The sequence below is a fragment of the Streptomyces sp. CBMA152 genome, from assembly GCF_014596475.1.
In the GTDB taxonomy this organism is placed as follows: Bacteria; Actinomycetota; Actinomycetes; order Streptomycetales; family Streptomycetaceae; genus Streptomyces.
Map to the genome: position 1 here is coordinate 142,716 of NZ_MECJ01000032.1, position 24,065 is coordinate 166,780.

Annotated in this window: 20 protein-coding genes; 10 read left to right on the forward strand and 10 right to left on the reverse strand. The window is 71.7% G+C overall.

All coding sequences use genetic code 11. From position 1 onward, the window contains the following. Positions 1-144: 144 nt before the first annotated feature. Together BG418_RS32860 and BG418_RS32865 are read right to left on the reverse strand one after the other, a co-directional pair. The gene (locus BG418_RS32860; RefSeq protein ID WP_188277702.1) at positions 145-588 is read right to left on the reverse strand and encodes an SPW repeat protein; all 444 of its coding nucleotides are present in this window, start codon (positions 586-588) and stop codon (positions 145-147) included. A gap of 181 nt (positions 589-769) precedes the next feature. Continuing rightward, positions 770-1,648: a hypothetical protein gene (locus BG418_RS32865; protein ID WP_399001213.1), complete on the reverse strand. Its 879-nt coding sequence runs from the start codon at positions 1,646-1,648 to the stop codon at positions 770-772. A gap of 191 nt (positions 1,649-1,839) precedes the next feature. Between BG418_RS32865 and BG418_RS32870 the strand changes: the two genes are divergently transcribed. The 3 genes from BG418_RS32870 to BG418_RS32880 all read left to right on the forward strand — a co-directional run bounded on the left by BG418_RS32870 (position 1,840) and on the right by BG418_RS32880 (position 4,222). After that, positions 1,840-2,361: a helix-turn-helix domain-containing protein gene (locus BG418_RS32870; protein WP_188277703.1), complete on the forward strand. Its 522-nt coding sequence runs from the start codon at positions 1,840-1,842 to the stop codon at positions 2,359-2,361. Positions 2,362-2,438: 77 nt separating this feature from the next. Then, positions 2,439-3,365, forward strand: coding sequence for a ketopantoate reductase family protein (locus BG418_RS32875; protein ID WP_188277704.1), 927 nt, complete (start codon positions 2,439-2,441; stop codon positions 3,363-3,365). Positions 3,366-3,463: 98 nt separating this feature from the next. Further along, positions 3,464-4,222 (forward strand): thioesterase II family protein, encoded by a 759-nt coding sequence (locus tag BG418_RS32880; protein WP_188277705.1) that lies wholly within the window; start codon positions 3,464-3,466, stop codon positions 4,220-4,222. Positions 4,223-4,315: 93 nt separating this feature from the next. On the opposite strand, the gene BG418_RS32885 is transcribed toward BG418_RS32880, so the two are convergent. Both BG418_RS32885 and BG418_RS32890 read right to left on the reverse strand, forming a co-directional pair. After that, a complete protein-coding gene (locus tag BG418_RS32885) occupies positions 4,316-4,993 on the reverse strand; it encodes a 4'-phosphopantetheinyl transferase (protein ID WP_262928633.1) in 678 nt (225 codons plus the stop codon). A gap of 8 nt (positions 4,994-5,001) precedes the next feature. Further along, positions 5,002-5,844, reverse strand: a complete 843-nt coding sequence (locus tag BG418_RS32890; protein WP_188277707.1) for a metallophosphoesterase — start codon at positions 5,842-5,844, stop codon at positions 5,002-5,004. Between the two features lie 140 nt (positions 5,845-5,984). Between BG418_RS32890 and BG418_RS32895 the strand changes: the two genes are divergently transcribed. Next, positions 5,985-6,812 (forward strand): hypothetical protein, encoded by an 828-nt coding sequence (locus BG418_RS32895; protein WP_188277708.1) that lies wholly within the window; start codon positions 5,985-5,987, stop codon positions 6,810-6,812. Here the strand turns inward: BG418_RS32895 and BG418_RS32900 are convergent. Further along, on the reverse strand, positions 6,788-8,878 hold the full coding sequence (locus tag BG418_RS32900) for a BTAD domain-containing putative transcriptional regulator (protein WP_188277709.1): 2,091 nt from the start codon (positions 8,876-8,878) through the stop codon (positions 6,788-6,790). The two genes, BG418_RS32895 and BG418_RS32900, sit on opposite strands and share 25 nt — an antisense overlap. Before the next feature lie 255 nt (positions 8,879-9,133). Between BG418_RS32900 and BG418_RS32905 the strand changes: the two genes are divergently transcribed. Then, a complete protein-coding gene (locus tag BG418_RS32905) occupies positions 9,134-11,185 on the forward strand; it encodes a GAF domain-containing sensor histidine kinase (RefSeq protein ID WP_188277710.1) in 2,052 nt (683 codons plus the stop codon). Further along, positions 11,178-11,870, forward strand: a complete 693-nt coding sequence (locus BG418_RS32910; RefSeq protein ID WP_223185783.1) for a response regulator transcription factor — start codon at positions 11,178-11,180, stop codon at positions 11,868-11,870. The genes BG418_RS32905 and BG418_RS32910 overlap by 8 nt, the downstream gene beginning before the upstream one ends. A gap of 190 nt (positions 11,871-12,060) precedes the next feature. Here the strand turns inward: BG418_RS32910 and lanL are convergent, their stop codons facing one another. Then, positions 12,061-14,847, reverse strand: coding sequence for a class IV lanthionine synthetase LanL (gene lanL, locus BG418_RS32915; RefSeq protein WP_188277711.1), 2,787 nt, complete (start codon positions 14,845-14,847; stop codon positions 12,061-12,063). Positions 14,848-15,075: 228 nt separating this feature from the next. Between lanL and BG418_RS32920 the strand changes: the two genes are divergently transcribed. Continuing rightward, positions 15,076-15,909 (forward strand): helix-turn-helix transcriptional regulator, encoded by an 834-nt coding sequence (locus tag BG418_RS32920; RefSeq protein ID WP_223185784.1) that lies wholly within the window; start codon positions 15,076-15,078, stop codon positions 15,907-15,909. Between the two features lie 21 nt (positions 15,910-15,930). Here the strand turns inward: BG418_RS32920 and BG418_RS32925 are convergent, their stop codons facing one another. The 4 genes from BG418_RS32925 to BG418_RS32940 form a co-directional block, all read right to left on the reverse strand. Next, a complete protein-coding gene (locus BG418_RS32925; RefSeq protein ID WP_188277713.1) occupies positions 15,931-16,323 on the reverse strand; it encodes an SsgA family sporulation/cell division regulator in 393 nt (130 codons plus the stop codon). Between the two features lie 490 nt (positions 16,324-16,813). Beyond that, positions 16,814-17,062, reverse strand: coding sequence for a DUF397 domain-containing protein (locus tag BG418_RS32930; protein WP_188277714.1), 249 nt, complete (start codon positions 17,060-17,062; stop codon positions 16,814-16,816). 112 nt (positions 17,063-17,174) lie between these two features. After that, positions 17,175-17,678, reverse strand: coding sequence for a hypothetical protein (locus BG418_RS32935; RefSeq protein WP_188277715.1), 504 nt, complete (start codon positions 17,676-17,678; stop codon positions 17,175-17,177). A gap of 97 nt (positions 17,679-17,775) precedes the next feature. After that, positions 17,776-18,234: a nuclear transport factor 2 family protein gene (locus BG418_RS32940; RefSeq protein WP_188277716.1), complete on the reverse strand. Its 459-nt coding sequence runs from the start codon at positions 18,232-18,234 to the stop codon at positions 17,776-17,778. A gap of 119 nt (positions 18,235-18,353) precedes the next feature. On the opposite strand from BG418_RS32940, the gene BG418_RS32945 reads away from it, so the two are divergent. From BG418_RS32945 to BG418_RS32955, 3 genes are all read left to right on the forward strand, one after another. Then, complete coding sequence (locus tag BG418_RS32945) at positions 18,354-18,911, forward strand: TetR/AcrR family transcriptional regulator (RefSeq protein ID WP_188277717.1); 558 nt, start codon at positions 18,354-18,356, stop codon at positions 18,909-18,911. A gap of 144 nt (positions 18,912-19,055) precedes the next feature. Further along, the gene (locus BG418_RS32950) at positions 19,056-20,471 is read left to right on the forward strand and encodes an alkaline phosphatase family protein (RefSeq protein ID WP_188277718.1); all 1,416 of its coding nucleotides are present in this window, start codon (positions 19,056-19,058) and stop codon (positions 20,469-20,471) included. A 107-nt stretch (positions 20,472-20,578) separates the two neighbouring features. Continuing rightward, positions 20,579-24,013 carry a sialidase family protein gene (locus tag BG418_RS32955; protein WP_188277719.1) on the forward strand — a complete coding sequence of 1,145 codons (3,435 nt, stop codon included), beginning with the start codon at positions 20,579-20,581 and terminating at the stop codon, positions 24,011-24,013. The last annotated feature ends 52 nt before the right edge of the window (positions 24,014-24,065 follow it).

The window sequence follows — 24,065 nt, forward strand, 5'->3', positions numbered from 1 at the left end:
GTGCCTCAGCGTCACACAGGCCTACTGCTTCCGCATGTCAGGGCGGGTGAGCGGGGGAACGCGGTACATGGCGCGGGCCCCCGGCCGCGCTCGGGCGCGGGCGGAGGCCCTGGGGAGGGCGGCCGTGCGGGCGGCCGCCGTGGATCAGGTCGCCCTTCTGTTCTTGCTCATCAGGATGCCGCCGGCGACGAGCGCGAGCAGGCAGGTGACGGCACCGGTGATGACGTTGCTCAGGGCTGCTCCGGTACCGGGGTGGCGTGCGACCACCCACGGAGCGACGATCAGCCAGGCGCCCATCAGCAGGGCCACGAAGTTGAGGTCCTGCGACCGCTCGGGAGCGATGGACATGCACAGACCCACCACCGCGAGAGCGATGCCGACGATCAGGTTCGTCAGGGCGAGCGTCGGAAGGGCCGCGGAGAAGTGCACGGTCCAGCCGGAGATCGCCGCGTAGATACCGGCGAGGATCACCAACTCCTCGACCGCCGCCACGCCCCTGGTCTGCAGCATGGCGGCGTATCGGTCGCGCATCTCCGATACGTCGGGGTGCCCGGATATGTCACCTGGTCGGTGAGAGACGTCGGCCATGTGACTCGCCTCCTTCTAGTGCCTGCAAGTCTTTGGCCTGCTGCGACATCCGGTCGCGACTCAAGTGTGCTCTTATCTGGCCTTTATGTGTAGCTTTAACGGTTATCCGATATGTACAGAAATTTTGGGCGTTTCGTGTACGAAAGCGATGGTTCAGGCGACTGATTCCAGCAGGCGGATTTCAGGCCGTGGCCCCGGCGGTCGCCTCGACCGCCGCCATCGCCCGGCGGTTGCGCCAGCGCAGGAACCTGCGTCGCAGCGCCGCCGGGCCCAGGTCCACGCGCCCGTGCAGCAGGCCGAGCACGATGGCCATACCGACGGCGATCAGGTGCTCGCGGCCCGCCAGATTGGGCTTGTACATCGCCTCGAACAGCATCGAGCCGCCGGTCAGCGAGAACACGACGGGGGCACGGCGGACCACCGAGATATAGGTGAACAGGCCCACCACTGCGGCCGACGGCCCCGTGTCGAGCACCTGCCCGATCTCCGGCGGCAGCCCGAGGCCGCCCAAGGTGCCCGGGCCGAGCGCGATCATCACGCGGGCGGCCATGGTCCCGGCCAGCGTGGTGGCGTACGCGATCACCAGCGTGCGCTTGCGGCCGAGGGTGAGCTCCGCGAGCGCGAACCCCAGGAACAACTGAGTGAGGCCCGCCCAGACCGGCAGGTCCAGAGCCGGGACGAACAGCGAGATGGGGGTGCGCAGCAGGGCCAGCCAGAGCGGCAGATCGGCCTTGACCTCGCCGGTCAGCCGGATGATCACGGAGCCCACCTGGGTGGCGGCGAAGGCGTGGAAGACGATCACCGCGACATTGGCGAGGACACCCAGGAAGAGCCCCCGGATCCCCCGGTTCACCAGTTGCTGAACGGGGTCGACGATGATGCCGTGGAACTCTCCGCGCACGGTGCGCGCGACGAAGCGAACGCAGCGCAGCAGCACGTCGACCCATGCCCGACGACCGTCGTCCTTCGCGGCCGGCTCCCCCGTCGCCCCCGCCCCCACGACGTCGTCCGCGTGGCCGCCTTCGACCCCGTCGCGACGACCGTCGGCAACTTGAAACACTGGCTGATCAACCCCTCGCTCACAGCGCCGGGCAGTCATGTCGAATCGGCGCGTAGCTCCCCACGTACCCCCAGATCGTGCACCAGGTCGAACACGCGCTGCACACGGGGGTCCGGACCACCGTAATCGGGGCACGTCGACCATTCAAGATTTCAGTTCACTCACCGAACTGTTTCGGCTAGGGTCGACATGTGACCCTGCCCCGCGACTACACCGGCCAGTCCTGTTCGCTCGCCCGCTCGCTCGAAGTGGTCGGCGAGCGCTGGACGCTGCTCATCGTCCGGGACGCGTTCTACGGGGTGCGGCGGTTCGGCGACTTCGCGGCGCACCTGTCGGTGCCGCGTGCCGTTCTCACCGACCGGCTGACCAACCTGGTCGAGGCGGACGTGTTCGCGCGCGTGCCGGGGGCCGGGCGGCGCGAGGTGTACGAGCTGACGCCGAAGGGCGTGTCGCTGTGGCCGGTGGTGCGGGCGCTCACGAGCTGGGGCGACGAGCACTACGCGACGGCCGGCCCGCGCCGGATCTTCCGGCACGCCGCCGACGACGCACCGCTCACGCCCGACGGCCGCTGCACCCGCTGCGACACGGCGGTGGAGGTGCGGGACACCCTCGTGACCCCGGGCCCCGGACTCGGCGCGGGCGACGGGGACGACGACGTGGTGTCGCTGGCCCTGCGCCGCCCGCACCGCCTGCTGCAACCCCTGCGCGACTGATTCCTCTTCTGCTGCACGTTTTCTGCTGCACGTTCTTCTGCACGACTGGATGCGAACTCGACGAAAGGTGTACGCCCATGAAGATCCTGGTCGTCGGCGCCGGAGCCACCGGAGGCTACTTCGGCGCCCTGCTCGCCAAGGCGGGACGCGATGTCACCTTCCTGGTGCGCCCGCGCCGCGCCGCCGCCCTGCGCGAGCGGGGCCTTCGGCTGACCGGCGCGGGCGGGGACGAGGTGATCACGCCGAACCTCGTCACCGCCGACGAACTCACGGGCCCGTACGACCTGATCCTGCTGTCGGTGAAGTCCACCGCCCTGAAACAGGCCATAGACGACCTCGCCCCGGCGGTCGGCCCCGGGACGGCGATCGTGCCGCTCCTCAACGGCATGCGTCACCTGGACGAGTTGTCGGCGCGCTTCGGTACGGGGCCGGTGCTCGGCGGCGTGGCCAAGGTGATCACCACCCTCAACGACGAGGGCGACATCGTGCGCCTGGCGCCCCTCGCCGTTCTGACCATCGGCGAAGTGGACGGCTCCGCTTCGCCCCGGACCGAGGCCGTCCGCGCGGTCCTCGCCGACGCGGGCATCGACGCGAGCGTGGCGCCGGACATCCTCGCGTCGATGTGGCACAAGTGGGTCTTCATCACCACGCTGTCCACGGTGACCTGTTTGATGCGCGGCGAGGTCGGCGACGTCAACGCCGTCCCCGGCGGCTCGGAGCTCGGCCCGGCCGTTCTCGCCGAGGGCGCCGCGGTGTCGGCCGCGGCGGGCTACCCCGTTCCGGCCGGCGAACTCAGCGCCAGCTCGGCGCTGGTGACCCAGACCGACTCGGCGTTCGCGTCCTCCATGTACCGCGATGTGGTCTCCGGGTTCCCGACCGAGGTGGAGCACATCTTCGGCGACCTGGTGGCACGCGCCCGCGCCCTGTCGGTGGCCACGCCACTGCTCGATCTGGCCGCCCTCCATCTTCGGGTGCACCAGCGTCGGGTGGAGGCGAAGCGCTAGATCGTACGGAGCCGCCGGTGCCGGGCGTCCGGTCGGCCGGGCGCGGGCTCTAGGCTGATCATGAACGCTGAACGTGTACGACGAAAGGGATTGAGAACGTGGCTGGAACGTCCTTGCGCAGCCCCTGGATCCGGCGGTTCCACCCCGCCCCGCAGGCCGCCACCCGGCTGGTCTGCCTGCCGCACGCGGGCGGCTCCGCCACGTCCTACTTCCAGGTCTCCCAGGCGTTGGCGCCCGACGTCGACGTGCTGGCGATCCAGTACCCCGGCCGCCAGGACCGGCTCAACGAGCCGTGCATCACGGAGATAACCACCCTGGCGGACCGGATCGTCGACGAGCTGATCCCCTGGATGGACCGGCCCGTGACCGTGTTCGGCCACAGCATGGGCTCGGCCGTCGCGTACGAGGTCGCGGTGCGGCTTGAGCGGCGGGGCATCGTTCCGCTCGGACTCTTCGCCTCCGGGCGCCGCGCCCCCTCGGTCCACCGGGGTGCCTACGTCCATCTCGGCTCCGACGAGGACCTGTTGGCCGAGCTGAAGAAGCTGAGCGGTACCGACGATCAGGTCTTCGCCGAGGAGTCGCTGGTGCGGATGATTCTACCGGCGTTGCGTGGGGACTACCACGCGCTGGAGACGTACCGGCCCGAGCCCGGGTCCTCGTTGACGTGTCCGATCGTCGCGCTGTCCGGCGACGACGATCCGGTGGTCGACCTGGACGACGTCGCGCTGTGGGAGCGGCATACGTCGGCGGCCTTCCGTATGCGGGTCTTCTCCGGTGGGCACTTCTTTGTGGACGGTCATGTTCCGGCTATCGCCGGGGAGATTCGCGACCACATCGCCAGCGCGGGCGTTCTTTGAGCGAGGTGTTCGGCTGCGGACCGTAGGGGCTGGTCGCGCCCACGCGGCGGAGCCGCACAATGACACAGCCCCGCGCCCCTAAATCGCACCCCACTACGTCCGCGCCACCACCACCGCAGTCGCCAGCAGCCCGTTGCTGCTGCGCCACTGGCCCGTGAACCCCTCCAGGCGTACCCCGTCCACCACCGGACCCGGCACCTTCAACTCGCCCGTGAACGTGCCGTGTTCGGGGTCCGGGGTGACTACGCACTCGGTGAAGTCCAGCCAGCGGCCCGTCAGGGGGAACCAGGCCTTGAAGACGCTTTCCTTGGCGCTGAAGAGCATGCGGTCCCAGGCCACGTCCGGGTGGGAGAGGGCGAGGCGGTCCAGGGTCACGCGTTCCTCGGGGAGGGTCACCATTTCGCGTACGCCGTCGGGGACGGGTGCGTTGGGCTCGGCGTCCACGCCCACCGAGGCGACCTGCTCGCTGCGGGCCACGGCCGCCGCGCGGTAGCCGTCGCAGTGGGTCATGCTGCCGACGATGCCGTCCGGCCAGCGCGGTGCGCGGCGGGCCCAGGCCGGGCCCTCGTCCATGGGCAGGATGGGGCCCGGCGCGTGGCCGAGCCGGGCCAGCGCGGTGCGCGCGCACAGCCGTACGGTGGCGAACTCGCGACGGCGCTTGTCCACCGCCTGCGCCACGATCTCGGCCTCCTGCGGGAACAGGTCGACCGACGGCGGGTCGGCGAACAGCTCCACCACGACCACGTCCGCCGGGAGCAGGCCCTCCAGCAGGCCGCCGCTCACCATCGGGCGGCCGAGACGGGCTCGGGCAGGATGCGGCACAGCCCCTGCGGCGGGGCCGACCGGCTGCCCCACTCCCGGGGATAGCCGAGCGACACCTCGGTGTGCGCCACCCCGTCGACGTCGATCGTGCGCGGTATGTGCAGATGCCCGTAGACGACCGCGGCCGCCCGGTACCGTACGTGCCAGTCGGCGGTGGCCTCGGTTCCGCACCACTGGGCGAACTCCGGGTAGCGCAGGACCCGGGTCGGCTGGCGCACCAGCGGGAAGTGGTTGACCAGCACCGTCGGCAGCGTCGGCTCGATCGCGTCCAGGCGCGAGCGCGTGTACGCGAGCCGGGCCCGGCACCAGGCGTCCCGGCTGGGGTACGGGTCGGGGTGGAGCAGATGCTCGTCGGTGCACACCACGCCCGCACTGTGCGCGGCCGCCAGCGCCTCTTCCTTGGTGTGCGTGCCGTCCGGGCGGAAGGTGTAGTCGTAGAGCACGAAGAGCGGCGCGACCACGACCGGCCCGTCCGGTCCCGGCCACTGGAGATAGGGGTCCTCCGGCGTGGCCACGCCGAGATCGCGCAGCCGCTCCACCAGATACCGGTAGCGGTCCTCGCCACGCAGCTGGACCGGGTCGCGTGGCGGGGTCCACAGCTCGTGGTTGCCCGGTGTCCACACGACGGTCGCGAAGCGCCCGGCGAGCCGTTCCATCGCCCACAGGACGTCGTCGGCCAGCTCTCCCACGTCGCCGGCGACGATCAGCCAGTCGTCGGGCGACTCGGGCCGCAACTCGTCCACGATCGCGCGGTTTTCCGCATGGCGGACATGCAGGTCACTGATGGCGAAGAGACTCATGATGGATCACAGCCTACGACGGCCCGTGCGGCGGCGGGCAGGGTGGCCGGTTCGCACCCGGCGGCCTACCGGCGTACTCCATGGGTCCGATAGAGGTTCGGGCGCGGAACATCTGCCCCCCAGCCTGCGGAGGTACGCCCATGAGCCGAGGAACGAGCCACGTGTCAGCGGGCAAGACCCGTTTCGACGACATCTACGACGAGCCCGACCCACGCGCCTACTTCCGCCGTCTCGCCCCACTGGAGTACGAGATTCCGCACCATGCGCAGGCGGTCTTCCGCCGCGATCTGGCCCGCCGGGCGGCGGCGCGCGGCGCGGGCGGACCGGTCACGGTGCTCGATCTGTGCTGCTCGTACGGGATCAACGCGGCTCTCCTCAACCACCACCTCACGCTCGCCGAGCTGTACGCGCACTACACCGCCCCGGAGGCCGAGCACCTGTCGGTCGCCGAACTCATCGCGCGCGACCGTCGGTTCTACGCCTCCCGGCGCCGGGCCGACGCCACCCCCGTGATCGGGCTCGACGCCGCCCGGCACGCCGTCGGCTACGCGCTGGCGGTCGGGCTGCTCGACGAGGCGTACGCCGAGAACCTGGAGGCCCTGCCGCCCAGCGAGCAGCTGCGCACGGCCGTCGCGCGCACCGGTCTGATCACGGTCACCGGAGGCGTCGGCTACGTCACGCACCGCACCTTCGACGCCCTGCTCGGCTGTGCGCGCCAACCGGTGTGGGTGAGCGCGTTCGCCCTGCGGACCTTCTCGTACGAACCGGTGCGCGCGGCACTTGCCGCGCACGGTCTGCTCACCGAGTCGGACCCGTCGCGGGCCTATCCGCAGCGGTTGTTCACCGGGTCGGTGGAGCGGGACCACGCCATCGGGCAGACCGTGCTCGCCGGGCACGATCCGATCGGTCTGGAGAGCGCGGGCCGCTATCACGCCCGGCTGTATCAGTCGCGGCCCGCGCCGCGCTGACCCGGGCGCGGGAAGGCGGCCGGGGCCACGTCGATCTCCCGCATCCGGTCCGCGTAGAGCGCGTAGCGGCGCCGCGCCTCGCCGTGCCGGCCCGCCTCGGCGAGCAGGGCCACCAGGCCCAGGTGGGTCTCCTCGTCGTAGGGGTCGCGTTCCAGGAGCCGCAGCCGGAAGTGGACCTCGGCGTGGTGGTCCTCGCGCTCGGCGGCGGCCGTCGCGAGGCGGACGAGCAGTTCGGTGTGGACGGCCTGGGCCTCCTCGCGCAGGGCGACCGCCCATTCCATGTACGGCTCGTCCTCCAGCACGTCGCCCCGGTAGAGGCGTTCGGCGTCGGCGAGCGCGGCGAAGGCGTGGCCGCCGGAGCGCTCGGCGACCGCGAGGGCGTGCCGGGCCGCCGCGAGGAAGTCCTGGACGTCGACGCGGAGCCCGGCGATGCCGATGACGTGTTTGTCGGCGGCGATGAAGTGGTCCTGTGCGAGGCGGCGTTCGGGGTCGAGCACCAGCCGGACGATCGACAGGGCGACCGAGAGGCGGTTGGCGCACCGGGACGGCTCCTCGCCGGGCCACAGCGCCTCCACGACGACCTCGCGGGGCGTGGGCAACCCCCGCCGCGCCACCAGGAGTTTGAGCAGGTCGCGGGCCTTCTTGGACTGCCATTCCTCGGGCCCGACCGGGCTGCCGTCGCGCAGCACCTGGAAGCCGCCGAGCACTCGTACGGCGGCGGAGGGGCGACGGGTCACGGTGGCGCGGTTGAGCAGCCCCGCCGCGTCGGCGGCCGCCTCCGGAATGCCCAACTGGCGTAGCCGGGCGGTCGTTTCGCGCTGCCCCGAGCCGGTCAGGCGGGCGCGGGCGAAGGCTGTCCTGGCCGCCGCGACGGGTCGACGCGCGGCGGTCCACATGGCCTCGGCGTCCGCCAGGAGCCGTTCGCGGGCGCACGGTTCGCGGGTGCACATCGCCTCCAGCTCCAGGAGCTCGGCGAAGACCGTGCGGCAGCCCTGGGCGCCGGGCTCGCCCGCCGCCTGCCGTACCGCGTCGGCCGCTGTTTCCGGCCGTTCGTCGGCGAGCGCGACCCACCCGGCCGCGACCAGCGCCCTGATCCGGGTGCGGCCCGCGCACTGGGCGACCGCGCGGCGGGCCAACAGGGCGGCGGCGCGCGGTTCCTCGGCGCCGCGCGCAAGGGCGAGCCCGGTGAGCGCGGCCGCCAGCACCTGACGGTCGCCGCACTGTTCGGCCCGTACCACCGCCTCCTGATAGGCGGCCCGCGCGGGTCCCAGCGCGCCACGCTCGCGGTGCACATCGCCGAGCCCGAGCAGCGCCTGGGCGCCGAGCGCGCCATGCCCCAGCGCCTCGCCGAGCCGCTGGTATCCGGCCAGCGAACGGCCGAACTCGGCCGCCGCGTAGTCGAGTTCGCCCAGCGCCAGATGAGCGGCGCCGCGCAGGCACTCGGCGGCCAGGCGCAGCTGCGGCAGCTCGGTGCGGTCGGGTCCGGTGGCGGCCGCCGTGAGCGCCGTGTCGAGCGAGGCGAGCACATCGCGGGCGGCGCCCTGCTCGATCCGCTCCTGCGCGGCACCGGCCCTGACCAGCAGGACGAGCGCGGGGTCCCCCGACGCGCACGCCGCCTGCTCGGCCAGTTCCCGGTGGTGCTCGGCGACGGCCCCCCGACCGTCGCACGCCGCCACCACGGCGGCCGCCGCGTGCCCGACCGCCTGCGCGCCCGCCTCCGCGCAGTGCCCGAGCGCCCCCACCACGAGCCGGGCCACCGTCTGCGCCCGGCCGGGCTCGCCATGCGCGCAGAACGCGACGGCCGCCCACGACAGGGCCATGATCTCGTCCGGCGTCGCGGCCCCCGTGAACTGCGTACGCCGGTGGATCTCCAGCACCCGGGCGGGCTCGCCGAGCAGCTGGTACGTCATGGCCAGCCGTCCCCCCTCGGCCACGTCCAGCAGGCCGCCGCCCTGCGGTGCCGCCGCCGGGCGGGGCGGCACCCCCAACTGCCGTGGTGGACCGGCATGTTCTCCCTCCGCTGCGGCGAACTCCTGGCCAGCTGCTTCCATCTGAGCCGTACTCATCAGTCCCCCTTGCCCCGTCCCGTCGGACGGTGCTCCTTCGCCGTGTGCTCACGGGTGGGGTCCGCCGGCGCGCCGGTCAAGCGCGTGAACCGGAGGTCCGGCTCCCCGTCCGCCGGACTCCACCGCTTCAGTGTGCGCGGCGGCACCGGCACGCAGAACGCGGGACGCCTCGCTTCCCTATGGAGGCTGTCCGCCATACGGGCGGTGAGGAAGGCTTTCTGTACAGACGGCCCGGCGCCCCGGGAAACTGGCACCATGCAATCGCCTGGTGAGGGACGGCCGATGCGCGTGCTCGCGGTCTGCGGCGGGCTGGGGTTGCTGTACGGGATACCGGCGGGGGTGTGGATCTCCGCCGCGCAGACGCTGCCGTGGAGCCTGGCGTGCATCCTGCCCATCTATGTGGCCGGGCTCTCCCTGTCGTGGCGCGCCCCGCGGCATCCGGTGGCCCGTCGGCTGCTCGCGGCCGGGTCGTTCGGGGCGATCGGCATGGCCGTGCGGTTCACGCTGATGTCCCCGCCGGCGACCGGCTGGCACTCGGGCACAGCCCGCGAGTGGCTCTTCCTCGCCGTCGCCCGGGTCTTCGACGTACTCGACGCGATCATGCTCTGCCGACTCCTGGCCCTGCTCCCCGACGGACGCGTTCGCCACCGCTACGAACGGGTGGTCCTGCGCGCGCTCTGGCTGCTCGTGCCCTATCCCGTGACACTGATGGCGCTGCCGCTGTCGGACCGGGTGCTGCCGTGGCTGCTGGTCCAGCCGGAGGCGTGGATGCCCGGTCTGGGCGCGGGACTTCTGCTCGTACGGTCCCTCCTGGACGCGCGCGAACAGCGGGCCGGGCGGGCGGAGCGGACGGACCGGGTGTGGGTGATCGCGCTGATCGCCTTCGTGGTGTTCGCCGGGCGCGGTTCGGCACGGCTGTTCCGGCTGTGGCTGGAGGACCAGGGGCCCGCCTACTTCTTCGGTTCGACGCTGGGGGCGCTGCCGTACATCGTGATCTCGGCGGGCCTCGTGTACGCGGCGTTCCGACACCGGCTGCCGGGCATGGACTTCGCGATCCGGCGCTCGCTGGTCTACGGGCTGCTGTGGACGCTCATCAGCGCCTGGTATCTGGGGCTGACCACGGCTCTCGGACTGACCGCGGGCCAGTATCTGCCCATCGGCCTCGCGGTCCTGGTAGCGGTGGGAGCGACCATGCTGTTCCAGCCCGTGCACCGCCAGCTCAACCGCCTCGCCGCCCGCCGGGTGTTCGGGGCCCGGCCCTCCAGCTTCGAACTGCTCGTCCAGTGCGGTACGACCCTGGAGCACGCCTACGACCTCAAACGGCTCGGCCCGCAGCTGGCGCTCACCCTGCGGGACGGGCTCGATCTGCGCTGGGTGTGCGTACGCCTCGGCGCCGCCGGGCATCCGCCGTTCGGCGCCGGGTTCGCGGGCGTACGGGCGGCGGACGGCGAGCAGCCCTGGGGCGAGGTCCGGCTGCGGTACGGGGACGACGAGCTCGGTGTCATCGAGTACGGGCCGAAGGAGGAGGGCCGGTTCACGCCCGAGGACCAGGACCTGATCGAGACCCTGGCCCGGCAGGCCGCGCTCGCGGTCCACAACGCGCTGCTCACGGCGGAGCTGTCGACCCGCGTCGACGAGGTGCAGCGCCAGGCGTGCGAGCTCAACGCGTCGCGGACCCGGATCGTCCAGGCGCAGGACATCGAACGGCGGCGTATCGAGCGGCAGTTGCACGACGGCATCCAGCAGGAACTGGTCGCGTTGGTGGCCAAATTGGCGCTCGCCCGCAACCAGCTCTGCCGCAATGGTGACACCGTGCACACCACGCTCACCGAGCTCCAGGACGACGCCTGCCGGGTCATCGACGACCTGCGCGAGTTCGCGCACGGCATCCACCCGCCCGTACTGACCGACCAGGGCCTGGCCGCCGCCGTGATGTCCAAGGCCCGTCGGCTGCCCCTGCCCGTCACCGTCGAGATCGACCCCTCGGTGTCCTCGGCACGGTTCGCGCCGGAGATCGAGGAGGCGGCGTTCTTCCTGGTCTCCGAGGCGCTGACCAATGTGCTCAAACACGCCCGGGCCGACGGGGTGATCATCAGGATCGCCCGCGTCGACGGCTCGCTCCGCCTCGACGTCAGCGACGACGGCGTGGGCCTGCCCGCCGCGTCCCGCCTCGGCTCGGGGCTCACCGGGCTGCGCGACCGGATCGAGGCGGTCGGCGGCCGGCTGTCCATCACCGGCAGGCCCGGCGGCGGCACCACGCTCTGCGCCCAGCTCACCGAACGCTCACGAGAGACGGCCCATGCCTGATGCCCCCGCGCGCATGCGCATCGTGATCGCGGAGGACCACTATCTCGTACGGGAGGGCACCCGGCGGCTGTTGGAGGACACCGGCGAGGTCGACGTCATAGCGGCCGTGGGCACCGCCGAGGAACTCCTCGACGCGGTGGACCGGTTCCGGCCCGACGCGGTGATCGCCGACATCCGGATGCCGCCCGAACACCACACGGAGGGCATCACCGCCGCGCACACCATCCGCGCCTCCCATCCGGGCATCGGTGTGGTGGTGCTCTCCCAGCACGCCAACGAGCAGTACGCCTTCGCCCTCTTCCAGCAGGGCACCGACGGCCTCGCGTATCTGCTCAAGGAGCGGATCGGCGAGCTGGAGGAACTGCTGCGCGCGCTGCGCGAAGTCGCGGCCGGACGCTCGGTGATCGACCCGCGCATCGTGGAGGTGCTGGTCGGCAGCCATATCCGTACGGCCGACGCGCCGCTCGCACAGCTGACGCGCCGGGAGCTCGACGTGCTGCGGCAGATGGCGCAGGGCAAGAACAACCGGAACATCGCCGAGTCCCTTTCGCTCTCCGAGTCGACGATCGAGAAACACGTCAACTCGACGTTCGCCAAACTCGGCCTGGCCGAGGAGTCCCAGGTGCACCGCCGGGTCACGGCGGTGCTGACGTATCTGCGGTACGGGCCGAACAGGGCGCCCTGACAATGAAGTTGACGGTCCATCAGTGAGAGTCACCGTTGCCGCTCCCGCTCGGCAACGGTGACCCGGAACAGGGCCGTTCAGAACGTGCTGCAACACGCGCCGGCGGTGGGCGGCGGCCAGGACTCGGAGCCGGGCGCCTCCTCTTCCTCAAGCATCTGAAGAGCGGTCACATCGGATTCCGTCACGGTGTTCACCCCCTCTCGGCGTGCTCTCGGGCCGACATCGTGACGATGCCGGAGTGCTGATCCCGCGTGGCCGTGAGCGCGCGCGGCAGCCACAGTCGCGGACCTCCGTGGACGTACCGCAGCAGGAAGGCGAGCGCGCCCGACAGGCCGGTGCCGTAGCCGGCCCACACCTGGGTGCCGTTGTCGTCCGGCAGCAGCGTGCGCCCGCCGCGCCGGACAGTGCGCATCTGGAGGGCCACCGCGAGTTCCCCGGCCCCTTCGCGGTACGCGGGGTCGGCGCAGGCGTCCGCCAGGTCGAGCAGGAACTCGCCGTCCCCGGCCAGACCGTGGCACTGGGATGTGCCGATGTGCCGACGCGAGCGGCGCACCGCCACCGCCGCCTGCCGCGCGCACTCCAGGAACTCAGCTTCGCCGGTCTCCTGCCAGACCCGCACCAGGAACGTCCCCACCCCCGAGGAGCCGCTGCACCAGTGCGTCTTGCGCGGGCCGCCCTGCTCGCCGGAGCGCCAGTACGCGGCCCCGTCCGCCACCTCGGCGACATCGAGCAGTGTCTGGGCCGCCTCCACGGCGAGTTCTTCGTACGCCGGGGTGCCGGTCGCGCGGCCGAGGGCGAGCAGGAACGCGCCGATGCCCGCGACCCCATGGGCGAAGCCGTAGTGGACGACATCGTCCGGGGTGCCCAGGATCTCGCGCGGTACCGGCCACACCAGCCGCCCTTCGCGCCGGTGCGCCGTGGCGGCGAGTTCGGCGCCCGCCTCCTGGGCCCGGTCCAGATAGCGCCGGTCCCAGGTGGCCTCCCAGAACCTGAGTTGTGTGAGCCCCGCCCCGGCCACCCCGTGGCAGACATCGGGGCTCGGCCAACGGACCGGCACCCGGGCCGCCAGCTCCATGGCGTGCCCCAACAGCGTGTCGTCGCCGAGGAGTTGGGCCGCGTCAAGAAGCGCCCAGGCGGTGCCCGAGCGGCCGTAGTGCAGCCCGGGCAGGGTGCGCGGCTCGCGGCCGACACGGTGACTGATCCACTCGGCCGCACCCCGGACCGCGTCGAGCACCGCCGGGTCCTCGCCGGTCTCGTACGCGCGCACCAGTACGCCGAGGACGCCCGCCGCGCCGTGCTGGACGGTGAACGCGTCGGTCGCGGCGCCGACCGGTCCCGAGGGCCAGAGCCGGTCCGGGCCGCCGTTCTCCATGGTGGCGAGCAGATGGGCGACGCCGTGCGTGATCAGCTCCACGGACTCGGCTTCGGTCCTGTCTTCGGGCTCCTGCGCCATGTCGACGGGGGCGTGTTCGTCGGCGGCGCGGGCCGTCTCGGCCAGCCGGTCCAAGACCTCGTCGAGGCCGGGGCGCCGGGCCGGGTCCTCGTCGAGCAGGGCGACGACGAGTGGAGCGAGCAGCCGGGCCGCCGTGTTGCCCGGGGCGAGCCGGGCGAGCCAGGCCGCCAAGCGCTCGGCGTGGGCGCGTCCGCCGGGGTCGTCGGCGGCGAGCAGCGGATCGACCCCGGTGACGAGATGGAAGAGGGTGGCGCCGAAGCTGAAGAGATCGGACGCGATGTCGGGTGCGGGGCCGTACCCCGGCGCGGTCAGCTGTTCCGGGGCCGCGTATCCGGGGGTGTGGATGCGGCGGGCGGGCTCGCCGGGCCGGGCGAGCATCTCCAGGTCGATCAGATGCACTTCGCCGTTGTCGGCGACCATCACGTTGTTCGGGTTGAAGTCCCGCAGCACCCAGCCCTCGGCGTGAACGAGACGCATCAGACAGGCGAGGGCGCGTGCCCGGCGCAGAGCGTCGGTGAGCGGTATTCCCCATCCCTTGTCGTCGTCGAACTCCAGCCTGTCCAGCACCCATTGACGAAGTGTCACCCCGTCAAGGGCCTCCTGGACCAGGAACAGATCGCCCTGCTGCTCGAAGAGCGCGACCAGGCCCGGTGTGTACCCGCTCCCCGCGAACGCCTCCAGCATCGCCGCCTCGTGGCGCCGCAGATCCCGTGCGTCCTCGCCGGTCAGCGCGGCGGCCGTGTGCGGGCGTGCCTGTTTGATGATGACGGGCAGGCCGGTGGTCTCGTCGACGCCCCGGAAGACCCCGCCGCCGAACGCGTGCCGTATCGCCCCCTGCACCAGATAGCGGCCGTCGAGGAGCACGGCGGCCGGAGCGGGCCGGCGCACCCCGGTGGACTCGCCGTGCGTGAACGGATCGCGCGGCGCCCACGGCGGCGGCGCGAACCAGGCGCGGCGCCGGTCGGGGACGAGCCGCCCGTCGGGCGCGACCATCATCGCCCCGAGCGTGCCGTCGTCGCCCAGCGCGCGAACTCCGGTGAACACCCCGTACCGGTAGTGCACCAGGCTGTGCGGGAAACACGGCCGGTCGGAGAGGATCGCGGGCCCGGGCAGCCCCAGCGTCGCCTCGTGCAGTTCCTTCGCCAGGTTGCGCAGCCGGCCGTCGCCCCCCTCGGGATAGACGGTGAGGAACTTTCCGCCGCCGCCCCGGTCGTACCGGTGGGCGACCAACTCACCGGTACGGCCGAGGGTCCCGGCGAACTTGAACCGGCACCCGTGGCGGACGAGCACGGCGGCCGCCCGCGCCAGGACCAGCGGCGCCGACAGCGGCGTCGCCGCGATGTGCAGCTTCCAGCCCTGGACCCGCGACGGCTCGTCGGGAGGCGTGACGAAACACCAGAACTCCCCCTCCCTCACCCGCCATTGACCGGTGGCTGGCCCGCCCCCCGTACGGGCCAGAACCGCTTCCACGATGTCGACGAGCAGCCTGTCGGCCGCCTCGTTGCGCTGCGTCGTGGGTTCCATGCACCCCATCGTGGCCGCGGCTCTGTCGGTTGCCTTGCACCAGTCTTACGGAATGCGAACCACGCCCGGAGTTCAGAGCTCCGCGTCCGTCTTCAGCGTCAGCCGTACGTTCGTGTCGGCCGTGCCGGTGCCCGGCCGGGTGGAGATCGAGGGTTGAGCCGGAGTCCAGGGAACCCTGGTATCCACGATCCCTGGTTCTCGCTTCCGGGTTCCGCCATTATGTGGATCATGACGACCGACCGCCGCCAGCTCGCCGATTTTCTGCGCCGCTGCCGGGACCGGGTCACCCCGCAGAACGCCGGGCTGCCCGCCGGGCCGCGCCGCCGCACGCCCGGACTGCGCCGGGAGGAAGTCGCCCAGCTCGCCGGGATGTCGGCCGACTACTACATCCGCCTGGAGCAGGCCCGGGGCCCGCAGCCCTCGCCGCAGATGCTCGGCGCGCTGGCCCGCGCCCTGCGGCTGAGCGAGGACGAGCGCGACCATCTGTATTTTCTCTCCGGTCACCGGCCGCCCGCCGCGCGCTCCTCGGACGGCAAGGTCAGCCCCGGACTGCTGCATCTGCTCGACCAACTGCCCACCACCCCGGCCGTGGTGCTGAGCGACCTCGGCGACATCCTCGTCCAGAACCGGATGGCCCGGGCGCTGCTCGGCGAGGTCTGCGCGGACTCCGAGCACGGGTGCAACGTGGTGTGGCGGTGGTTCACCGTGCCGGAGGCCCGGGCCCCGTACCCGGAGGAGGAGCACAGCTACTACAGCCATCTGCACGTGGCAGATCTGCGCGCGGCGGCGGCGCGCCGTTTCGGCGACGCGGAGTCGGCCCGGCTGATCTCACGGCTGCACGGCGCGAGCCCGGAGTTCACCGAGCTGTGGGAGCTGCACGAGGTCGCGGTGCGGCGGCGCGACCGGGTCCGTGTCCTCCACCCGAAGCTCGGCCCGTTCGACCTGTTCTGCCAGGTACTGCTCGCCCCCGAGGGCGATCACCGCCTGGTCCTGTTCACCCCGCCGCCGAACAGCACGACGGCGGACCGCCTCGCCATGTTCGGGGCCTCCCCCATGCACTGAACCCCTGCGCCAGAGGCGATGTCACCCGGTGCCGTGGTCGTGGCACGGACACTCCCGGCCGCACCAGCAGCTCCCCTGCACCGGCGTTGCCGCGAGCAGCATCCGTATCACCTCGTCCACGTCGATGCCGTCCAACTCACTTCCCTCCGGGACGAGTTGGTACGTACGGGAGAGGAAGTCGGCGACGTCCTCCAGCTCGGCGAGCAGGTCGGCGCTGCCCTCGTCCGAGTGGAGCCGGATCCGTAACCCGCTCTCGCCGTACTGCCATACGCGCACATCGCCCAGGCCCACCGGGCAGCGGGAGGCAAGACCCTCGGCCACCAGGTCCCGCCCCATGGTCCATGTCGTATGCATGCCATTGCCGCAGACGAATTCCACGGATACCGCGAGCGGGTCCGCGGGGTCGTAAGCCATCAGAGCCTCCACGGGGGTCATGGCATCACCCTCGTGCAGCAGTTCGACATACAGTGGAACGCAGATCTCTTCCATGTCGCCCCCCTTGGCGGGACAGTCACCGGCGGCCGCTCGCCGGGTGTTGTTCGGTATCCGCTTCTATGACGTACTCAACGGCCGTGATAGTGACCGACTTCGCGAACAAATTCGCCCGCGGATGTGGAAACTGTGCGGACGGTGACGCAAATTCGTATGCCCTCGGGGATCTCGTACCCCGTACGGGGACGGCCGATCCCTGCCCCGCCGGGCGTCGCAACCGCCTGTGACCCCGCCGTCACCGGCGGACGGGGCACCCGGGCGGGCGCCGGGGTGTTGTGAGGACGGCTTCACAAGTCGGTGTCCGACCCCACCGATTCGGCCGGAACGTTGCGCTCACCAGCACAAGATCAGAACAGCGCATCGCCCGCGGCCGTATGTCGGGGGCGGCCGCGGGCGATGCGAGGGGGCCGGCTCAGCAGAACTTGTCCAGCTGTCCCGCTTTCGCCGCACGGACCATGGCGGCGATCTCGGAGCGGCTGTAGCGGAGCACGGGCGCGTCGGCGTGCTTCGTATGGGTCACCGCGACACTGTCACCGTCGACGGCGAATCCGACGCAATCCTTGGAGTAGTCGAGGTCGCTGAATGACGACTTCTCGAATGCGAGGTGGGGGGCATTCCGGTTGACGTATTCGGTGACCGCGACAAGACGTGAGTGGTCCATGGAAGAGCTCCTTCGTCCAACAGTGGGGGCACTTCCGACGCTACGAGCCCAAGTCCGCGCATTTCTAGTGCCCTTGACACACAGACACTCCATGCGCTAGACGCACGTGCGGTTACAGCAGACCCAGGTTGGCGGCAGGCGAGCCGTGCAGGGTCGGGGCGAGCAGACCGGCGTGCGGCTCGTCCAGCGCGGGCAGCCCGAACAGCTCGGCCTTCGGCGGCGTGAGCGGCGCACCGAGGACCGCCCCCGGGCTCTCGGCGCGCAAGGGTGACTCCGGTGTGGCGAGGGCGGCCGAGCCGAGATGGTCGTCGGTCAGCGGGTCCTTCAGGGGTGCTTTGAGCAGGGTCGACGGCACTTCGGTGGTCACCGGGAGCGAGGGCAGCACCGGGGACGGCAGCAGGGAACCGACCACGTGCCGGGGGCCACCGGGCGAGCCGGGCATCGGGATCGGTACGCCGGTGCTCACCGTGGGGGCGTCGAGCGGCAGGGCCGTCTCCAGACCTTGCAGCGGCACCACGACGGGTACCGACTGTCCGGCGGCGGCGGGCGCGACCGTCGCCGCCGTGGCCATGCACGTCATCATGGCCGCGAGGCCGGCCCGCTTGGTGAGCTTCATGTGTACTTCCATCCCTCTGGGTCGGAGGATTTCTGACGGACACCTACCGCCCTGGAAGAACGACCCGGCTCACCCAACCACTCCAAAATTCCCCTGTTCAGCGGAGCGGAAAGGGAACTCCTCGCTCGGATTCGGGGCGTGTTCCGAAGATCCTCCGATCCGACTGTGCGATGGCCACGTCATTGATGCTCGCCTCGCGGCGCGCCATCAGACCGCGCTCGTCGAACTCCCAGAGCTCATTTCCGTAACTGCGCCACCACTGCCCCGAGGCGTCGCGGCACTCGTACTGGAAACGCACCGCGATGCGGTTGCCCTCGAACGCCCACAGCTCCTTGCGCAGGGCGTAGTCGAGCTCACGGTTCCACTTCGCGGTGAGCAGCTCGACGATCGCGGCGCGGCCGGTGACGAAGGTGTCGCGGTTGCGCCAGCGGGAGTCCTCCGTGTACGCGAGCGAGACCTTCTGCGGGTCGCGGGTGTTCCAGGCGTCCTCGGCGGTCTGGACCTTCTGCCGGGCGGTGTCCAGGTCGAACGGGGGCAGGGGCGGGCGGGCATCCATGGCGGCTTCCTTCGGTCTGAGGTCCGAACGGCTGGGTCGAGGCAGGGAGAACGATCGTTCTCCCTTGCGTGCGGCTACTCTAGAGAACGGTCGTTCTCATTTCAAGGAGTGGTGGAGTCATGGACAGCGCGGACGCACGGGAGCGGGCACTGGACGCCGCCGAGTCGCTGTTCTACGCCCGGGGCGTGCAGAGCGTCGGCATGGACGAGATCCGGGCCGCCTCCGGGCTCTCCCTCAAGCGTCTGTACGGGCTCTTCCCCGCCAAGGACCAGCTGGTCGAGGCGTATCTGGAGCGCCGGGACACCGTCTGGCGCGGCCGCCTCGCCGACCATGTCGAGCGCCATGAGACACCCGAGGAGCGGATCCTCGCCGTCTTCGACCATCTGCACCGCTGGTTCGGCGAGCCCGGCTTCCGCGGTTGCGCCTGGATCAACGCGTACGGCGAGCTCGGCGCCACCTCGCCGCGCGTGGCCGCCCAGGCCCGCGCCCACAAGCGCGCCTTCCGTACATACGTCGGCGGCCTGGTCGCCGACGCGGGGCTGCCCGCGAGCCTGGCCGACCACCTGACGCTGCTCGCCGAGGGCGCGATGGTGACCGCCGGGATCTTCGAGAACCGCAAGCCCGCGCTCCAGGCACGCGAGGCGGCCGCCGTGCTGCTGCGGGCGGCACGCGGCTGACCACGGCATCCTCGCCGCCACCCCCCTTCCGTAGGACCGTCACACCTTTGACCGGCGCGCCCGCCGCTCCCCCGGCCCGGCGCGCCGGGCCCTTATGGTCGGGCGGGCCCGGGTCCCCCTTGGTCGGGCCGGGAGGGAACGTTCATGGCCGAGTTGACGCGCCGCAGACTCCTCGGGTCGGCGGCGGGCGCGACCGCGCTCTCGCTGCTGCCACCCAGTGTGCAGAAGGCCGTGGCGGCCGGGCCGCCGCGTCGGGGGTCCGTCCGCGACATCGAGCACGTGGTGCTGCTGATGCAGGAGAACCGCTCGTTCGACCACTACTTCGGCACGCTCTCCGGCGTACGCGGCTTCGACGATCCACAGGCGCTGAAGCTGCCCGGCGGCCGTTCCGTCTTCTACCAGCCGGACGCGGTCAACCCCGACGGCTACACGCTCCCGTTCCACCTGGACACCCACCGCTCCAGCGCCCAGGCCATCCCGTCCACCAGCCACGCCTGGTCCGTGCAGCACGAGGCGTGGAACGGCGGGACAATGGACCGGTGGCTGCCCGCGCACCGCAAGGCCGACGGGGTCAACGGGCCCTATGTGATGGGGTATTACACCCGCCAGGACATCCCGTTCCAGTTCGCCCTCGCGGAGACCTTCACGGTCTGCGACCACTACTTCTGCTCGGTCCTCGGCCCGACCTGGCCGAACCGGCTGTACTGGATGACCGGCACGATCGACCCCGGCGGCACCCTGGGCGGTCCGGTCATCGACAACCTGGCACCCACGCCGTACCGCTGGACGACGTACGCCGAGCGGTTGCAGGCGGCCGGGGTCAGCTGGAAGGTCTACCAGCAGAACGATGACTACGGCTGCAACATGCTGGAGCAGTTCCAGGTCTTCAAGGACGCCAAACCCGGCTCCGAGCTGTACGAACGCGGGGTACGCCCGCAGCCCGAGGGCACCTTCGAGGACGACGCCCGGGCCGACCGGCTGCCCGCGGTCTCCTGGATCATGCCGACGAGCTATCAGTCCGAGCACCCGGACTATCTGCCGGCGGCGGGCGCGGACTTCGTGGCGCGGAAGATCGAGGCCATCGCCGCGAATCCGAAGGTGTGGGCGAAGACCGCGTTCCTCCTCAGCTACGACGAGAACGACGGCCTGTTCGACCATGTGGCCCCGCCGACGCCGACGGCGGGCACGGCCGACGAGTTCGTCCAGGGTCTGCCCATCGGCGGCGGGTTCCGGGTCCCGGCCATCGTCGTCTCGCCCTGGACCGTGGGGGGCTGGGTCGCGAGCGAGGCGTTCGACCACACCTCGGCGCTCCAGTTCCTGGAGGCGTTCACCGGGGTCGCGGAGCCCAACATCAGCCAGTGGCGCCGACGCACCTTCGGCGACTTCACCTCGGCCTTCCGCTTCACCCAGGCCCGGCCGAACCCGCCCCAGTTGCCCCGGAACACGGCTGAGCAGCTGGCGCAGGCGAAGCAGGAGGTGGCGACGCTGCCGAAGCCGACGCTGCCGGGCGGCGGCCAGACGTTCCCGCACCAGGAGGAAGGCCACCGGCCGCGCGTGTAGACGTGGGTCCCGGATGACGGGCGGCACGCAGATTTCATCCGGCGTTCAACGCCCAGCCACCCGGTATCGCCCGGTTCCGGCGCCCGCCGATCACCACCATGATCCCCATGCCGTTCACCCCGTACAACTCACCGGCCCCAAGCAACCCATTGGTCACCCGCCGCAGACGGGCGCCGGTCCGTTCCCCCGCCGCTCTGCTCGCGCTCGCCGTCGCGGCCGTCGCCGTCCTGTTCGCCGTGCCCGCCGCGTCCGCGAGCGGTCCGCTGGCGTCCTCGCGCGCCCTCGTCGGCGCCGAGCAGGTGCTGTTCCGCTCCGGCGTGGGCGGTTACGGGTGCTACCGGATTCCGGCGCTTGTGAAGACCAAGGCGGGGAGCCTGCTCGCGTTCGCCGAGGGGCGCAAGTCGCCCACCTGCGCCGACCGTGGCGACATCGATCTGGTGATGCGCCGCTCCACCAACGACGGCCGCACCTGGGGCCCGGCCCATGTCGTCCTCGAAGGCGGCCCCGACGACCCCACCGCGCCCTACACCCGGGGCAACCCGGCGCCCGTGGTGGACCGCGAGAGCGGCAGCGTGTTCCTGCTGTCCACCTCCAACGAGGCCACCCCGACCGGGCTCCGGCTGCCGTGGGTGCAGCGCAGTGACGACGACGGGGTCAGCTGGAGCAGGCCCAGGGCCCTGCCGACGTTCAGCGGGGCCAACAACGGCTGGTTCGCCACCGGCCCCTCGCACGGCGTCCAGCTCACCGAGGGCGCGCATGCCGGCCGCCTCGTCGTCGGCGCGCACCAGAACCCGGCCTCGGCGACCCGGTACGCGGGTGTCCTCTACTCCGACGACCACGGCGCCACATGGCGGGCGAGCTCCACGGCCAACTCGTACGTGGCCGGGTCCGTCAAACCCGGCGAGGTCTCGGTGACCGAACTCCCGGGCGGAAGAGTCTACTTGGCGGCCCGCAACGAGATCGGCGGCAGCGCCAACCATCGTACGCGCGCGGTGAGCACCGACGGCGGAACCACGGTCCCCGCCTCCACGGTCGTGCCCGGTCTGATCACCCCGGAGGTCCAGGGTTCCGCCCTGACACTGCGTCAGACCTATCAGCGCACCCCGGGCGACACCATGATCTTCTCGGCGCCTTCGGACCCCTCCGACCGCAAGCTGATGAAGATCCGCTACTCCATCGACCAGGGCACCACTTGGACCGCCGCCCCCAACGGGCTCATCAGCAACGACCGCGCCTCCTACTCCGACCTCGCCGAACTGGACACCGGCGAGATCGGACTGGTCAACGAGGGCGGCCCGACCAACTCCGCCGACGAGATCCGCTTCAACGTCACCACACCCGGCGCACTGGGCGTCCCGGGCACGTTCACCGGCAAGGGCTCCCCCCAGAAGAGCCCGACGGCGGGTCGCACCAGCCCCGACGCGGGCCCGGACGCCAACGACGCGTATCTGCAAGGCGACGCGACCCTCGGCAGCGGCCGCTTCGGGCAGGGGCTCGTCCTCGACGGCACGGGCGACTACGCCGATGTGCCGTACGCGAAGACGCTGGACCCGGGCGCGGGCGACTTCACGTACGCGATGTGGTTCAAGTACGCGGCCACGACCGCGTCCAAGCAGCAGGCGCTCTTCTGGGCGTACGGGCAGGGGGCGGGCAAGCCGCAGGTGTGGCTGCGCACTCAGCCCGCCGACGACCGGCTGTACGCCTGGGTGCAGGGCGGGGGCGGTGGGGCCCGGCTCACCCTGAGCGACCCTTCGGCCGCCGTCGCGTTCGGCGACGACCAGTGGCACCATGCGGCGCTGGTCCGCACGGGCGCGCGGATCCGGCTGACCGTGGACGGCACGGTCACCGCGACGGCGACCGGCGTCGCGGGATCGGTCACCGACGCACCGCAGAACGGCGTCGAGGGGATCCGCATCGGCGCGAAGTCCGACAGCGCGGCGAGCGACGCGTTCGGCGGCTCGGTTGATGAATTCCGCTTCTATCGCTCTGCATTGACGGACAGTCAGTTGGCTCAGGTGCGGGCCAACGCGACCACCCTGGACACCGACGCGGCCACCCGCTCGATGGGGGCCCGGCTGCCGTTCCAGGTGATCGACACGGCGGTCGTGCCGGAGCGCAGAACGATCACCATCGAGGACGACGTCTCCGGCCACTGCGCGAGCGGCACCCTGCTCGGCGGTGCCCACACCCTGGTGACGGGCCGGATCGGTTCGGGCGCGGCGAGCGTCGACCGTACGCATCCGGGCACCGAGACCGGGTTCTCGCCGACACTCGACGTCGGCTCCGGCGACTTCACGTACACGCTCTGGTTCCGCTACGCGGCGAGCCCCACCACCGCCGACCAGGCCCTGGTGTGGGCGTACGGCTCGGGCGGCAGCAGTCCTCAGCTGTGGGTGCGCGCGCAGCCCGGGCAGGACCGGCTCTACGCCTGGGTCCAGACGGACACGAGCACCGCCGCCGTCGCCCTGCCGGACACCACCTCGACGACCGCGTACGGGGACGACGCCTGGCACCTGATGACCCTGACCCGCTCGACCGACAAGGTCACGCTCGGCGTCGACGCCCGCAGCCCGGTCACCGTCGGCGGACTCACCGGGTCGCTCACACCCGCCCAGGGCAGCGGACAGCAGGGAGTGCGGGTCGGCTCGAAGCTCGACGGCACCAGCGTCCTCACCGGCGACGTCGACGAGTTCCGGGTCTACCACCGGGCGCTGAGCACGGCCGAGATCGCCTCGGTCGCGGGGTCGGCGGCCGGTTCGTCCGGCTCCTACCCGGCCGATCCGCCCGCGCTGTGGTGGTCGTTCGAGGACCGGTACGGGGCCAAGGACGTCGTGAGGCCCGTCGCGGGCCCTGCCACACCGGACTCCACGGTCCACTGCGGCCACGGCTTCGTGCGGGGCGACGCGGCCACCGTGCCCGGGAAGTTCGGGAACGCGCTCGGCTTCGACGGGGTGGACGACGCGGTCGACCTCCCCTACGGCGCGGCGACCGCCCTCGGCTCGGCGGACTTCACCGTCAGCACCTGGCTCAAGTACGCGGCGACCAGCGGGAGTCCGGACCAAGTGCTGCTCTGGGCGTACGGAACGGGGACCTCGGAGCGGCAGATCTGGTTGCGGGCCCAGCCCTCGCAGGACCGGCTGTATGCGGCCTTCGAGACGGACACCGCGACCACCGTGGTGGCCGCCGTGGACGCCTCGGCGGCTTCGGGCTTCGGCGACGGCGCCTGGCACCAGGTCGCCCTGGAGCGCTCCGGCGGACAGCTGTTGCTGATCGTCGACGGCGCGACCCTGGGCAGCTCGGCGGTCCCGGCGGGCGCGGTGACCGTGGGCGACACGTATGCCGTGGACGGCTTCCGTCTCGGCGCCGAGTTCGACGGGACCGACGCGCTGACGGGGGCGCTCGACGAGTTCCGGATCACCCGCAAGGCGCTGTCGGCCGACGAGCTGACCGCGCTGCGCACCGAGAACCGCCTGGCCGGGACGGCCACTTCGACGTGGCTGCCGTTTCAGGTGATCACGGGGGCGGAGTTCGCGCGAATGTAGCCTGGGAGGTTCGAGGACGGTGGCCGTCCGCGCGGACGGCCACTAGCAAAAA

Coding starts and splice junctions, on each gene's coding strand:
- BG418_RS32860 (WP_188277702.1), bottom strand. CDS start 588: ATGGCCGACGTCTCTCACCGACCAGGTGACATATCCGGGCACCCCGAC.
- BG418_RS32875 (WP_188277704.1), top strand. CDS start 2,439: ATGAAGATCCTGGTCGTCGGCGCCGGAGCCACCGGAGGCTACTTCGGC.
- BG418_RS32890 (WP_188277707.1), bottom strand. CDS start 5,844: ATGAGTCTCTTCGCCATCAGTGACCTGCATGTCCGCCATGCGGAAAAC.
- BG418_RS32895 (WP_188277708.1), top strand. CDS start 5,985: ATGAGCCGAGGAACGAGCCACGTGTCAGCGGGCAAGACCCGTTTCGAC.
- BG418_RS32900 (WP_188277709.1), bottom strand. CDS start 8,878: ATGAGTACGGCTCAGATGGAAGCAGCTGGCCAGGAGTTCGCCGCAGCG.
- BG418_RS32905 (WP_188277710.1), top strand. CDS start 9,134: ATGCAATCGCCTGGTGAGGGACGGCCGATGCGCGTGCTCGCGGTCTGC.
- BG418_RS32910 (WP_223185783.1), top strand. CDS start 11,178: ATGCCTGATGCCCCCGCGCGCATGCGCATCGTGATCGCGGAGGACCAC.
- lanL (WP_188277711.1), bottom strand. CDS start 14,847: ATGGAACCCACGACGCAGCGCAACGAGGCGGCCGACAGGCTGCTCGTC.
- BG418_RS32920 (WP_223185784.1), top strand. CDS start 15,076: ATGACGACCGACCGCCGCCAGCTCGCCGATTTTCTGCGCCGCTGCCGG.
- BG418_RS32925 (WP_188277713.1), bottom strand. CDS start 16,323: ATGGCTTACGACCCCGCGGACCCGCTCGCGGTATCCGTGGAATTCGTC.
- BG418_RS32930 (WP_188277714.1), bottom strand. CDS start 17,062: ATGGACCACTCACGTCTTGTCGCGGTCACCGAATACGTCAACCGGAAT.
- BG418_RS32935 (WP_188277715.1), bottom strand. CDS start 17,678: ATGAAGCTCACCAAGCGGGCCGGCCTCGCGGCCATGATGACGTGCATG.
- BG418_RS32940 (WP_188277716.1), bottom strand. CDS start 18,234: ATGGATGCCCGCCCGCCCCTGCCCCCGTTCGACCTGGACACCGCCCGG.
- BG418_RS32945 (WP_188277717.1), top strand. CDS start 18,354: ATGGACAGCGCGGACGCACGGGAGCGGGCACTGGACGCCGCCGAGTCG.
- BG418_RS32950 (WP_188277718.1), top strand. CDS start 19,056: ATGGCCGAGTTGACGCGCCGCAGACTCCTCGGGTCGGCGGCGGGCGCG.
- BG418_RS32955 (WP_188277719.1), top strand. CDS start 20,579: ATGCCGTTCACCCCGTACAACTCACCGGCCCCAAGCAACCCATTGGTC.